Raw genomic sequence first — 12,170 nt, 5'->3', positions numbered from 1 at the left:
CCGTGGCCAGGCGGACGACCGCCGAGGTGGTGAACCCCGCCTCCCCGGCGCAGTGGCCCGCGGTCAACGGCCGGGTGCGCGTGCGGGTGCAGCTGCCCGACGCCCTCGGCGGCGAGCTGCTGGACCTGCCCACCCGCGTGGAGGACACCGGCCCGGGGCGGCTCGTGGTGGCCGCCCCCGGGTTCACCGGCGACCTGCACGTGGTGGCCCCCGGCATGCCCGTGACCGTCACCTGGGCCAGCCACCGGGGCCAGCTGCGCCAGGACTTCCTGATCGCCGAGGTCGTGCGGCACCGGGTGCCCTCCTGGGACCTGGCCCCCTGCGGCGAGGTGAGCGTCCAGCAGCGGCGCCGGTTCGTGCGGGTCCCCGTGACCGGGAGCCTGCGCCTGCACGCCGTTCCCGGTGAACCGCGGCGAGCCGGTGACCAGGACGCCGGTGCCGCCGCCGAGCCGGCCGTGACGGCCGCCTTCGTCGACCTCAGCGAGGGCGGTGCGTGCGTGCGGGTGCACCGGGGGAGCTGGCTGTCCCCGGGGCGCGTGGTCCGCACCGTCTTCGAGGTCCCCGGCGGGCCGGTCGACCAGCTCGCCGACGTCGTCCGGCTCGTCCCGGACCCGGCGGGCACCGGGGAGCACGACGACCTCGTGCTCGTCTTCGTGGAACCCGTCGCCGCGGCCGACCGCCTGCGCCGCCACGTCATGCAGGAGCAGATCCGCAACCGCCGCCGGGAGGAACCGTGACCGCCCTCGTCCTCGTCGCCAGCCTGCTCATGGCCGGCCCCTCGATCGCCTCGGCCCTGCGCGGGACCGGCAGCGTGGACACCGCGCTGCTGCACCTGGTCCTGGCGCTGCTGGTGTCCTCGGTCGCCGCTCGCGCGGTGCGCTCGCTGGTGCTGCGCTACCAGGACTCCGTCGAGGCCGCAGCTGCCGAGGCGGCTGCCGGGATCGAGGGGGACGAGCACCCCGCGCGTCGGCGCGAGGACGCCTGAGGGTCGCTCCCGCCGTCCCGCGACGCCCGTCCCCGTGCGGGGGCGGGCGTCGCGGCGTCCCGGGGCCCGTCCCCCGTCCGCACGGGGGAGTGACGCGCAGAGAAGGGGCAGCGACGGATCGTCACCTATGCTGGCCCCATGCTCGTCCTGACGCGCAAGGCCGGAGAGTCCGTCGTGATCGGTGACGAGATCGTCGTGCGCGTCCTGGAGGTGCGCGGTGACGTCGTCCGGGTCGGCATCGAAGCGCCCCGCGAGGTGCAGGTGCACCGGCAGGAGGTGTACGACGCCGTGCGCGAGGCCAACCTCGCCGCCGCCTCGGCCAGCGAGGAGTCCGTCAGCGCGCTGCAGGACCTGGTGCGCCGCTCCGGCGCGTGAGGCGGCACGGGGCACGTGAGGGGGGCGGGCACCCGGCGGGTGTGACGCAGATCACCCGCAGTTGGCCGATCCGCTGCTCCGTGCAGTGCCCCGGACGGCGCCGGGCTCTCTAGAATCCCTGCACCGGTCGGCACAGCGTGACCGGGAACGATCCGCCACCCGCAGGTGTGAGGACAGTGCTGTCCGCGGCTCGAGAACAGCGGACCGGCGCGGTGCGCCGGTCACCGTCCGAGACCAGGAGGTACGAGATGGACCAGACCACCCCCGTGCAGGACAACGACGTCGTCGACGTCCGCGACGTGATCGACCTGACCACCGTCGCCAACCCGCGCCGCGTGCGCCTCTGACGTCCCGCACCCCGCGCCGAGGCCGGTCCCGCACCCGCGGGACCGGCCTCGCGCGCGTCCCGGCCGCCGCAGGGCCACCCGCGCGCGCTCAGGCGTCCCGCAGCAGCCCCGCCCGGTGCCAGCGGTGCATCAGCTCGAAGCCGTTGTCCCCGCTCACCCACGGCACCTGCGAGTCCCGCGGCGCCGACGTGGCCGTCAGGGGGCGTCCGCCGGCCAGCAACTGCTCCGCGGGGGTCAGCCGCCGGATCGCGACCCCCGCCACCCGCTCGGGCGCCGCGGCGACGAACTCCGCGTACAGCTGCGGGTCGTGCTGGCCGTCGTCGCCCACCAGCAGCCACGTCACCTGCGGCAGCTCGCGCGCCAGGCGGGCCAGGCTGCCGCGCTTGTGGGCGCTGCCGTCGCGGAACCAGCCGGTGTTCGTCGGGCCCCAGTCCGTCAGCAGCAGCGGCCCCTCCGGGTAGCCGGAGCGGCGCAGGAACCGCGTCAGCGTCGGCGCGACGTTCCACGCGCCCGTCGACAGGTACAGCACCGGCGAGCCGGGGTTCTCCGCGACGAACTGCCGGTACATCTCCGCCATGCCGTTGACCGGCACGCGGGCCTTCTCGTTGAGCACGAAGCTGTTGTAAGCCGCCAGCAACGGGCGCGGCAGGCGGGTGACGACGACGGTGTCGTCGATGTCGGACAGCAGCCCCAGCTGCGGCTGCGGTCCCACGACCACCACCCGGGAGGTGCCGTGGTGCTCGCGCACCGCCTCCGGTGCCAGCTCCGCGCCGCCCTCGGTGTCGTCGTCGACGCGCTCCAGCACCTCGTCCAGGGCCTGCTCGTCCACCTCGTGGTCCGGTCCCACGGTGAGGGTGATCGGGTGCTCACCCGGCGGCAGGTCCACCTCGACGACCTCGTCCAGGTAGCCGCCGCGGTCGGTGCGCAACCGCACCCGACGGCCGCCCAGCTGCACGGTCACCTCCGCACCCGCCACCGGCACGGTCAGGAAGTTGCGCCAGCCGCGGACGCTGCGCCCGGCCTCGCGCTCCAGCTCCGCCGCGTCGCCCTCGCGCCCCAGCAGGACCCTGCCCAGCACCCGCACCCACCCGGGCCCGCCGTAGCAGGGGTAGGCCACCGCCCGGGCGTGGTAGCCGCGCCGGCGCAACCCGGAGCCGACGACGCCCTTGACGGCGTCCTCCACGCGGGCCGCGCGGTGCAGGCCGTGCTCGCCTGGGCGCGGCGTCAGGTCCAGCCCGCGCAGCTCCTCGAGGTCGCGCAGCGCCTCGTCGCGCCGGCGCACCCGCGCCCCGCCCGTCATCGAACCCCGCGTGTGATCACGGGGCCCACGCTAGCGGGGCTCGAACCCCGCGGCGAGGCGGCGGAAGCCCTCGGCCAGCGGCACCCGCGGCTCCCAGCCCAGCGCCTGGCGGGTGCGGCGCTGCTCGAACCAGTGCGCGGTGGACAGCTGCTCGGCCAGGAACCGCGTCATCGGCGGCTCGTCCGCCACCCGCAGGCGCGTCCAGGCGCGCTCCACGACGCTGCCGGCCACCTTCGCCACCGCTGACGGCACCCGGCGGGTGGGGGCCGGCACGCCGGCCGCCTCGCAGATGCTCGCCAGCCACTCCGCCACCGTGCGCGGCTCGCCGTTGGTGACGACGAACGCCTGCCCGTGCACGTCCTCGGCGCGGTCCAGCGCCGCGACCAGCGCGTCCACGGCGTTGTCCACGTACGTGGTGTCGATCAGCGCCGTGCCGTCGTCCAGCAGCGGCAGGCGCCCTGCCCGCGCCCGGTCCGCGATGCGCTGCACCAGCTGCGTGTCGCCCGGGCCGATGACGATGTGCGGGCGCACCGCGACCACGGCGAAGCCGGGGGAGTCCGCCGCAAGCGCCGCCAGCTCCGCCTGCGCCTTGGTGACCGCGTACGAGCCGTGCGCGGCGCCCGGGTCGGCGGGGGTGGTGCCCACGCCCACCAGCGCCGAGCCGCCGTGCGCCACCGACGGCGAGCTCACCATGACGAACCGACGGGCCCCCGCGGCGCGGGCCGCGGCCAGCAGCCGCTCGGTGCCGCGCACGTTCGTCTCGACGTACTCCTCGTGCGGGCCGGTGATGGACACCTTCGCCGCCAGGTGCACCACGGCGTCCACGCCCTCGCAGGCGCGTTCCAGCGCCGCGGCGTCGCTGACGGACCCCAGCACCTCCTGCACGCCGTCCAGGCCGGCGGGGCGGCGCTGCAGCACGCGCACGTCCTCCCCCCGCCGCGCCAGGGCCAGGGCGGTCTCGCGGCCCAGCATGCCGCTGGCACCGGTGACGAGGATCTTCACGACGCCGTTCCCATCACAGCCTCCCGGCCTTCTCGCCGGCCAGGACCCGCTCCGCCCAGGCGGCGACGCGGACCCGGTCGATCTTGGAGTTGTGCCGCACGTCCGTCGGCAGGGCCGGCACCAGCAGCACCGCGGCCAGGTCGCGCCCGGTGGCGCGGCGCACCGCCTCGGCCAGCGACGGGGGAGCGACCGTGGTGCGCCGCACCGGGCCGGTCACCGCCTCCTGCGCCTCGGCGACGACGACGAGCTGGCGCGCCTCGCGCGGGCCGACGCCGACGAGCGCCGCCCGCGCCACGCCGTCGACGGACTCCGCGCGCTGCTCCACCCCCACGGGGGTGACCACCTCGTCCGCGGTGACCACGACGTGCGCCAGTCGGCCCTCGACCCACACGCGCCCGGCCTCGTCGAGGTGCCCGACGTCGCCGGTGCGGTGCCAGCGCCCGGCCCCCAGCGCCCGTGCCAGCTCCGCCGAGGGCCGCACCCGCACGCTGGCCGCGTGCGTGGCCCACAGCTGGTCGTAGTGGTCCTTGACGTGCTCGCCGCCCACGACGACCTCACCGGTGACCCCCGGCTCCCCGGAGACGTCCTCGCCGGCGTTCCCGTCGGCGTCCAGGGGGGCGACGCCCACCACGACGCCCGGCACGGGACGGCCCACGCAGATGCCCTCGCCCTCGCCCGCCTCCAGGACGTCGGAGAGGCTGACGTCGGTGGCCGGCAGGACCTCCGTGGCCCCGTACGGGGTGCGGGGATCGGTCAGCGGCATCAGCTCGCGCACGCGCTGCAGCAGCGGCGTGGGCACCGGCGCACCGGCCGACAGCAGCACCCGCACGCCGGCCAGCGCCTCGCGCTGGCGCTCGTCCAGCGCGTCCGCGGTGGCCAGCACGTTCACGACCGCCGCCGGCGACAGGAACGCCGAGGTGGCAGACCCGGCGGCGACCGCGTCGGCCAGCGCCGCCGCGGTCAGGGTCGCGGGCTTGGTGACGTCCATCGCCGGCACCACGCAGGTGGCGCCGAGCGCGGGGCCGAACAGGGCGAACGGCGCGAACGCCGAGACCAGGGGCGAACCCGGGCCGGTGCGGATGACCGAGCCCATCGCCGTGGCCAGCCGGGACAGCTGCGCGTGGGTGTACACCACGCCCTTGGCCGGCCCGGTGGAACCGGAGGTGAACAGGATGGCGCCCTCGGCGTCCGGACCCGGCTCGGGCGGCAGGCCCAGACCGGTGGCCAGCCGGTTCTGCCCGCGCTCGGCGACCTCCAGCAGCGTCGCCGCGGCGCCGGTGGCGCGCAGCACGGCCCCACCCACCGGCCCGGCGGCGATGCGCCGGCCCGGCCAGCGCAGCGCCCGCGCCGCGGCCAGCGCCTTCGGCACCCCGACGACCCAGTCCACGCCGCTGCCGGTGACGGCGCGGGTCAGGCCCCGCACGCCCAGGCCGGCGTCGGCGACCACCGCGACCGCCCCCACCCGCAGCACCGCGTACAGCGCCGCGGTCAGGTCCGCGCCCGGCGGCACCAGCAGCGAGACCCGCTGCCCGGGCCGCACGCCCATCGCGTCCAGGCCCGCGGCCAGCTCGCGGGTGCGCCGCGCCAGCAGCGACCAGCTGATCGGGCGGGAGGAACCGTCGGCGGCGACCTCCACGACCGCCGGCCCGTCGTCGCCGGAGCGCTCCTCCAGGGCCGCCCACAACCGCGGCAGCGCCTGCTCGTCCGCCGGCGCGCCCCCGGGCTCGGCGGGCACGCCCTCCTCGACGGCGGCGCGCTCGCCCAGCCACTGCACGAGGGCGGGGGCGAAGCGGGGGTCCTCCGGCGTCAGGTGGCTGGCGCCGGCCAGGCGGTGCACGTCGGCGTGCGGCAACCGCCGGCGCCAGTCCCGCAGGAAGCCCTCGCCGAAGACGGGGTCCCGCGGGCCCCACAGCACCAGCGCCGGCACGCCCGCCGCGCGCAGCCGCTCCACGCCCTCGCTCACCGCGTCCAGCGCCGGCCGGCTGGGGTGGTCGTGACCCACCGGCACGTCCGCCACGAAGTCCTCGATGCCGGCGCGGTCGGGCGCCGTGCCGTACGGCGCCCGGTACGCCGCCCGCACGTCCGCGGGCAGGGCGGGCTTCGGCAGCGCCAGGGTGGTGCGCAGGAACGCCTCCGTGGTGCGCGTGACCAGCGGCAGCACGCCCGAGCGGGTCGCCAGGCGCAGGGCCCCGGGCGCGGGGGCGTCGGCGGGGTAGGAGGCCGCGGTGTTCGCCACCACCAGCCCGGCCAGGTGGCTGCCCGGCGAGGACGCCCGGTGGCGGCCGGCACCGCTGCCGGCCCGCTCCAGCTCCGCCGCGGCCCAGCCGGTGACGACGATGCCGCCCCAGTCCTGCCCCACGGCCACCACCGGTCCGCTCAGCTCCAGCGCGTCCAGCAGGTTCGACAGGTCGCCGATGCGCTGCGTCAGCGTGCGGTGCACGCCGGTGCGCTCGGAGTACCCCATCTCCAGCTGGTCCACCGCGACGACGCGCCACGGCACCGGGGCGGCGGAGGCCGCCGCGGCCAGGTGCCGCCACAGGTACGACCACGTGGGGTTGCCGTGCACGCACACCAGCGTCCCGGCGACGTCGCCGGCAGCGGGGGAGTCGTCCGGGGCGGTGTCCAGCAGGTGCCACGTCCGCAGCACCCCGGCGCTGTCGGGAGCCTGCACCAGCCGCGACCAGGACGGGTCCAGCCCCGGCAGCCCGGCAGGGGGCAGCGCCGCGGGGCGCAGCGGAGCGGTCACCACCGGGGGCACCCCGGCACGAGCGGCAGAGCCGCGGACGTGGTGCTCACCAGGCCAGCTCGAGCATCGCGGTGTTCAGCCCAGACCCGACGCCCATGGCGATCACCCGGTCGCCGCGGCTCAGCTCGGGAGCCGTGGCCGCCAGCGTCATCGGCAGGGAGATCGGCCCGACGTTGCCCCAGCGGGGGAACGTCATCGGCACCTTCGCCGGGTCGACGCCGATGCGGTCCACCAGGGTCCGGGTGTGCACCTTGGAGATCTGGTGGATGACGAAGCGGTCGGCCTGCCGCCACCCCCACAGCCGGTCCCCGCCCTCGAAAGCGTCGGAGACGATCTCGATGCCCTCGTTGAGCATCAGCTTGGCGTCGGTGCGCATGTGGTTCGCGTCGCCGATGCACAGCTCGTGGTGCGCGGTCCCGGCGCGCGTCACGCCGCCCAGGACGCGGTGCGCCTCGGGGTGCTCGTCGGCGCGGCCGATGACGGCGGCGGCCGCGCCGCAGCCCAGGGTCATCGTGGCGAACTCGTTGAGGAAGTCCTTGCGGGTGATCCCGTCGCGCTGCAGCCGCGCGATCGTGCCCTCGTGCATCGAGCGCACGTCCTCGGCGCCCAGCACCACCGCGTAGCGGATCGCGCCGGCGTCGATCATCGCCGAGGCGACCTGCACGCCGTTCACCCACGCCAGGCAGGCGTTGGTGAGGTCGAAGTTCATCGCCGACGGCGGCAGGTCCATCCCGTGGTGCACGGCGGTGGCGATGGCCGGTTCCAGGTGCGGGCGCGTGACGGTCGTGCTGATGACCAGCCCGACGTCCTTGGCGTCCACCCCCGCCTCGGACAGGGCCTTGACGCCGCACTCCGCGGCGACGTCGGCGGCGTTCTGCCCCTCGGCCCACCACCGCCGCTCGCTGACGCCGGCGACCTTCTCCAGCAGGCCGGGCTGCATGCGCAGCCGCTGCAGCGTCGGGGCCAGCACGTCGTCGAAGTACGACGACGGCACGACCACCGGCGCTTCGACGTGCGACACCGACAGCAGGGCCGCGTTGGCCGGACGGAAGGTCGAATTGCCCAGCGCGTCCCCGCCGGTGGTGTCGTTCAAGGGCTTCCCCACATCCTCGGTCCTGCGCCGCCCGGTGGGCAGGCGCCTCGGTCCCCGCGGGGACCGGCCGGCGCGGCTGTCGCGGCGAGGGATCAGGTTAACCGTCTCGCGCGAGTGCGCCTCCCGAGGTCGTCCCCGAGGGTGCCGGGGCGCTCGACGGGGTGGATCGCGCGGTGCTCGCCGCCGTCCGGCGCCGTGCTACGGTTTTCCTCGTCCTGAGCGCGCCGAGAGGTGTGCGCGGACCACTCGTCCGGGTGGCGGAATAGGCAGACGCGCTAGCTTGAGGTGCTAGTCCTCGTATAGAGGGTGGGGGTTCAAGTCCCCCCTCGGACACTCGTTGAGACAGCGACGAGATCGGCCCTGACCAGCATTCGTGCAGGTCAGGGCCTTTTTCGTCAGCGGAAGCCCCAACGCTGCGAGCCGGCGGAAGCTGGGCGAGCACCGGAGGGCCCGTTCCGGCGCCGCGACCCGGGGGAGCGGCCGCCTCGCGCTCGGTCGGCGCCGGCAACCCGGCGATCGCTCCTCGCCCGGGGGTGGCTCCGGCTGCGCGCTGCTCACCGGTGCTCGGTCGTCGGCTCCGGTCGGTGGGTGCTGGCCGGGGTGCGAGCGTCGGCCAGGCGTCGCAGCACCAGGGTGCTGCGTGCGGTGCGCTCCGCCTCGACGGCGTCGAGGACCTCGCTCCAGCTCGACCAGTCCAGGTGCGCTCCGGGAAGGTGCTCGTTGTAGCCGGTGCGGTAGTACACGTGCGTCCAGCTCGGCGTGGCGAAGGTTCCGACCACCTCCGGCTTGTCGTCGATGAGGACGTCACCGGCGATCAGGGTCTTGTCCCGCGTGACGATCATGCGCTCCGTCCAGTGCAGCCCCAGGTGCTCCTCGACCCACTCGTACTTCTCGCGCACGCAGTGCCGGTAGGCGCGCACCGGGGCGGTGCAGATGCGCACGTCGTGACCTGCGTCGAGCATCGCCTCCAGCGCCTGGCGAGCGCCGGGCAGAGGGTTCAGGCCGCGGAAGAAGCCTTCCTGGGTGGGGATGGAGCGGACGCGCTCGTGCCACCGGGCGGGGTAGCTGTCCTCGATCCAGTACGAGCCCGCCTGCGCTCGCGGGGCCAGCGGGGCGTCGGGGTGGGTCGCTGAGAAGCGGCGGTCGAAGCCGTCGCCGAAGTCCGCGAGCGTCTGGTCCTGGTCCACGAGGACGAGCACGAGCGGACCCCTCCCGAGGCGGTGGACGGCGACGGCGCCCCGTGGAGGCGCCCGGGTGGTCATCGGCAGGCACCGGCCTGCTGTTGAGACATGCGGACGCGACGGTGGCGTGATCGGGTGATCCCCGTGCAGCTCAGGGCCTCGTCCATCCAGCGGCCTCATCCCTCGCTGGGGTCGAAGACGTGATCCGGCGCAGCGCAGGTGATCCCGTGGTGTCCCCGGCGACCACGCTGCTCCTGGTGCAGCGGGCCGGGCGGGTCGCGGCCGCGCTCGCCGTCGTGGCCGGCGTGGTGCTCGTGCTCCAGGGGCACTGGGCGCCCGGCGTCCTCGTGTGGCTGGCCGGGGTCGCCGTGCTGAGCACGGCGCGCCGGAGCCGCCGCGGACTGGACGCGGCGCAGGAGTGGCCGCTGCCGCGGGTGCGTGAGGTCCTGGCCGGCGCCGGCGTCGCCGGTGCGACCCGGGTGGAGCGGGTCCGGCAGCTGCGCCGGGCCGATCGGCGCCTGAGCCTGCTGGACGCCGTCGCCCTGGTGGACCGGGCGGCCGAGGAGGACGCCGCGGCGCGCGGGGAGGGCACCAGCTGACCGCGGGTGCCGCGGCCCGGTGGGCTGGGACCTCGCCGGTGCGGGCTGCGACCCCGTCCGCCAGCACCACCTGGCGGCCACCGGCCCGCCTCTCCGCGCCGTGCTGGGCGAACATTCGATTATCGCGGCCAATTGCACCCAAGAACGAGTCCAGGTCTCGGGGAACAGCTGCGACCAGGACCGGCGAACGCGGAGCGTCAGCCCTTCGCGACCGCGCGGGTCAGCAGCAGTCGGCGCCCGCCGTCGACGAGGTGCCGTCGCAGGTCGTCGTCAGCGATCACCGCGCAGGCGGGGTGGTTCAGGGGGCCGACGAGCCCGGCGAGGAACATCAGGGCGCTGACGCGCTGCGACTCGTCCCGCTCGGGCCCGGCCACCAGGTCGGTCATCTCCTGCACGACCGCGCGCAGCCGCTCGTCCTTGCCGAGCAGTTCGCTGATGAAGGGGTCGCCGGCGAGCACGACGTAGACCATGCGGGAGCGCACGACCACGTCGACCAGGCCGGTGATCAGCGCCTCGGTGCGTGCCCGCGGGCCGCGCCGGGCCCGGGCGGCCTCCACCACGCGGGTGAGGTCCTCGACGACGGGTGTCAGGACCCCCAGGACGATCTCGTCCTTCGTCCGGTAGTGCCAGTAGACAGCGGCCTTGGTCACCCCGAGCGCGTCGGCGATCATCTGCAGGGAGGTGCCGCTGACGCCGTGCTCGGCGAACAGGCGCAGCGCGGCCTCGTGCAGCCGGGCGCGCCCGGCGCCCGCGTGCCGTTCGCCGTGCCGCTCCTCGTGCGCGGTCGCCATGGCCCTCCCGTCGCCGACCCGTGCCGGCCCGTGCACCGGCCGCGGGTCCGACTGTAGTCCGATCCCCATCATGAGAACTAGCCGATCGGCAGGGTTGCGCCTAGCCGATCGGCAGGCTTACCGTCGGGGCGTTCCCGGTCGATGCACCGGGAGGCACGGTCGTCAGCGGCGTCGGCGTGCAGCACCCGCCCCCACCGAGGAGTACCCGATGGCCACGCTGCTGTACCGATTGGGCAGGTTCAGCGCCCGCCGCCACTGGCTGGTGCTGTCCGTGTGGGCGCTGCTGCTCGCCGTGCTGGCGGCGCTGGCCGTGGGGTTGCCGCGCACCGCCGCGCAGGACACCAGCTTCTCCATCCCCGGCACCCAGGCCAGCGAGGGCCTGGACGTGGTGGGCCAGAAGTTCTCGGCGGCGGGCGCGGACAACGCCACCGCCACCGTCGTCTTCCAGGCCCCTGCCGGGCAGACGCTGACCGGGGCCAACGCCGAAGCGCTGCAGGGCCTGCTCGCCGAGGTGCGCGCGGTCGAGGGGATCGTCTCGGTGTCGGACCCGCTGGACGCGCGGGCGCCGCGCCTGTCGGCGGACCAGAGCATCGCCGCGGCCACCGTGACCTTCGACGGCACCGCCGGTGACGTCTCCGACGAGACCGCCGAGGCGTTCGCCGCGGCCACGGACCCGGCCGTCGAGGAGGGCCTGGCCGCCGCCGGGGGGGACGTGCGCGTGGAGGTCACCTCCCCGCTGGTGACCACCGAGGTCGGTCACACCAGCGAGGCCATCGGCGTGGCGGTCGCCTTCCTGGTGCTGGTGCTGACCTACGGCTCACTGGCGGCGGCCGGGGCGAACCTGCTGACCGCCCTGGTCGGCGTCGGCGTCGGCGTCCTGGGCATCACCGCGCTGGGCAGGGTCGTCTCCCTGTCCTCCACCACCCCGGCCCTGGCCGGGATGCTGGGCCTGGCGGTGGGCATCGACTACGCGCTGTTCGTCTTCGCCCGCACCCGCTCCGAGCTGCGTGCCGGCGCCCCCCTGCAGCAGGCGATCGCCAAGGCCACCGGCACCGCCGGCACCGCCGTCGTCTTCGCCGGCACCACCGTGATCATCGCCCTGGTGGGCCTGGCGGTGGTGAACATCCCGTTCCTGACCCAGATGGGCCTGGCCGCGGCCGTCACCGTCGCGGTCGCCGTCCTGGTCGCGCTGACCGCCGTGCCGGCGTTCCTGGCCGTGCTCGGGGCCAGGGTCCTGCCGAGGGCGCAGCGCGGCCTGGACCCCGCCGAGCTGCGCGCGTCGGCCGCGGCCCACGCCCACGACGACGAGGACGCCGACGAGCGGACCCTCGCCGGCCCCGGCGTGCTGGGCCGCTGGGCGCTCGGTGTGACCCGCCACCCGGTGATCGCCCTGCTGGCGGCGGTGCTCGCCGTCGGCGTGATCGCCGTCCCGGTCGCCTCCATGCGCACCGCGCTGCCCTCGGCCGAGAACGAGGACCCCGCCTCCTCCGCCCGGCAGGCCTACGACCTGCTGGTGGCCGGTTTCGGCGAGGGGGCGCAGTCCACCCTCGTCGTCGTCGTGAACGGTGAGCCCGGTGCCGACCCGCAGACCGTCGCCGCGGCCGCGGCGACGACCGCGGAGCGGATCCAGGGCCTGGACGACGTGGTGGGGCTGACCCCGGCGGTGGCCACCGCCCACGGCAGCCCCCCCCTGATCAACCTCGTCCCCCGCCGCGGCCCGCCCCACCAGGCCACCATCGACCTGGTGCGGG

General features: G+C 75.9%; 11 protein-coding genes and 1 tRNA gene. 6 read left to right on the top strand and 6 right to left on the bottom strand.

From position 1 onward, the window contains the following. Positions 1-2: 2 nt before the first annotated feature. From ACRYR9_RS06240 to csrA, 3 genes are all read left to right on the top strand, one after another. A complete protein-coding gene (locus ACRYR9_RS06240) occupies positions 3-737 on the top strand; it encodes a PilZ domain-containing protein (RefSeq protein ID WP_432491065.1) in 735 nt (244 codons plus the stop codon). After that, positions 734-985 (top strand): hypothetical protein, encoded by a 252-nt coding sequence (locus ACRYR9_RS06235; protein ID WP_432491063.1) that lies wholly within the window; start codon positions 734-736, stop codon positions 983-985. Before ACRYR9_RS06240 ends, ACRYR9_RS06235 begins: the two co-directional genes overlap by 4 nt. A 138-nt stretch (positions 986-1,123) precedes the next feature. Beyond that, positions 1,124-1,360 (top strand): carbon storage regulator CsrA, encoded by a 237-nt coding sequence (gene csrA / locus ACRYR9_RS06230; protein ID WP_432491061.1) that lies wholly within the window; start codon positions 1,124-1,126, stop codon positions 1,358-1,360. A 435-nt stretch (positions 1,361-1,795) separates the two neighbouring features. Here the strand turns inward: csrA and ACRYR9_RS06225 are convergent, their stop codons facing one another. Genes ACRYR9_RS06225 through ACRYR9_RS06210 form a run of 4 tightly spaced genes read right to left on the bottom strand, consistent with a single transcriptional unit; the run spans position 1,796 to position 7,848 of the window. After that, positions 1,796-3,007, bottom strand: coding sequence for an App1 family protein (locus ACRYR9_RS06225; RefSeq protein ID WP_432491059.1), 1,212 nt, complete (start codon positions 3,005-3,007; stop codon positions 1,796-1,798). 30 nt (positions 3,008-3,037) lie between these two features. Further along, positions 3,038-4,009 carry an NAD-dependent epimerase/dehydratase family protein gene (locus tag ACRYR9_RS06220; RefSeq protein ID WP_432491057.1) on the bottom strand — a complete coding sequence of 324 codons (972 nt, stop codon included), beginning with the start codon at positions 4,007-4,009 and terminating at the stop codon, positions 3,038-3,040. 13 nt (positions 4,010-4,022) lie between these two features. Continuing rightward, positions 4,023-6,758, bottom strand: a complete 2,736-nt coding sequence (locus ACRYR9_RS06215; RefSeq protein WP_432491055.1) for an alpha/beta fold hydrolase — start codon at positions 6,756-6,758, stop codon at positions 4,023-4,025. Between the two features lie 43 nt (positions 6,759-6,801). After that, on the bottom strand, positions 6,802-7,848 hold the full coding sequence (locus tag ACRYR9_RS06210) for a 3-oxoacyl-ACP synthase III (RefSeq protein ID WP_432491053.1): 1,047 nt from the start codon (positions 7,846-7,848) through the stop codon (positions 6,802-6,804). Positions 7,849-8,096: 248 nt separating this feature from the next. Here ACRYR9_RS06210 and ACRYR9_RS06205 point away from each other — a divergent pair. Continuing rightward, a tRNA-Leu gene (locus ACRYR9_RS06205) sits at positions 8,097-8,181 on the top strand. Positions 8,182-8,402: 221 nt separating this feature from the next. Here ACRYR9_RS06205 and ACRYR9_RS06200 read toward each other — a convergent pair. Beyond that, a complete protein-coding gene (locus tag ACRYR9_RS06200) occupies positions 8,403-9,047 on the bottom strand; it encodes a 5' nucleotidase, NT5C type (protein WP_432491051.1) in 645 nt (214 codons plus the stop codon). A gap of 209 nt (positions 9,048-9,256) precedes the next feature. Here ACRYR9_RS06200 and ACRYR9_RS06195 point away from each other — a divergent pair, with 209 nt between their 5' ends. Continuing rightward, a complete protein-coding gene (locus ACRYR9_RS06195) occupies positions 9,257-9,628 on the top strand; it encodes a hypothetical protein (protein WP_432508930.1) in 372 nt (123 codons plus the stop codon). 197 nt (positions 9,629-9,825) lie between these two features. Here the strand turns inward: ACRYR9_RS06195 and ACRYR9_RS06190 are convergent, their stop codons facing one another. Then, a complete protein-coding gene (locus ACRYR9_RS06190) occupies positions 9,826-10,419 on the bottom strand; it encodes a TetR/AcrR family transcriptional regulator (RefSeq protein WP_432491047.1) in 594 nt (197 codons plus the stop codon). Between the two features lie 208 nt (positions 10,420-10,627). Here ACRYR9_RS06190 and ACRYR9_RS06185 point away from each other — a divergent pair. Next, positions 10,628-12,170 (top strand): MMPL family transporter (locus tag ACRYR9_RS06185; protein ID WP_432540182.1); only part of this gene is annotated, 1,543 nt, incomplete at its 3' end.

This window comes from Kineococcus auxinigenes (assembly GCF_050871525.1).
Taxonomy (GTDB): domain Bacteria; phylum Actinomycetota; class Actinomycetes; order Actinomycetales; family Kineococcaceae; genus Kineococcus.
Note: the sequence above shows the minus strand (reverse complement) of the source record. Positions and strands in the feature narration are given on the sequence as shown.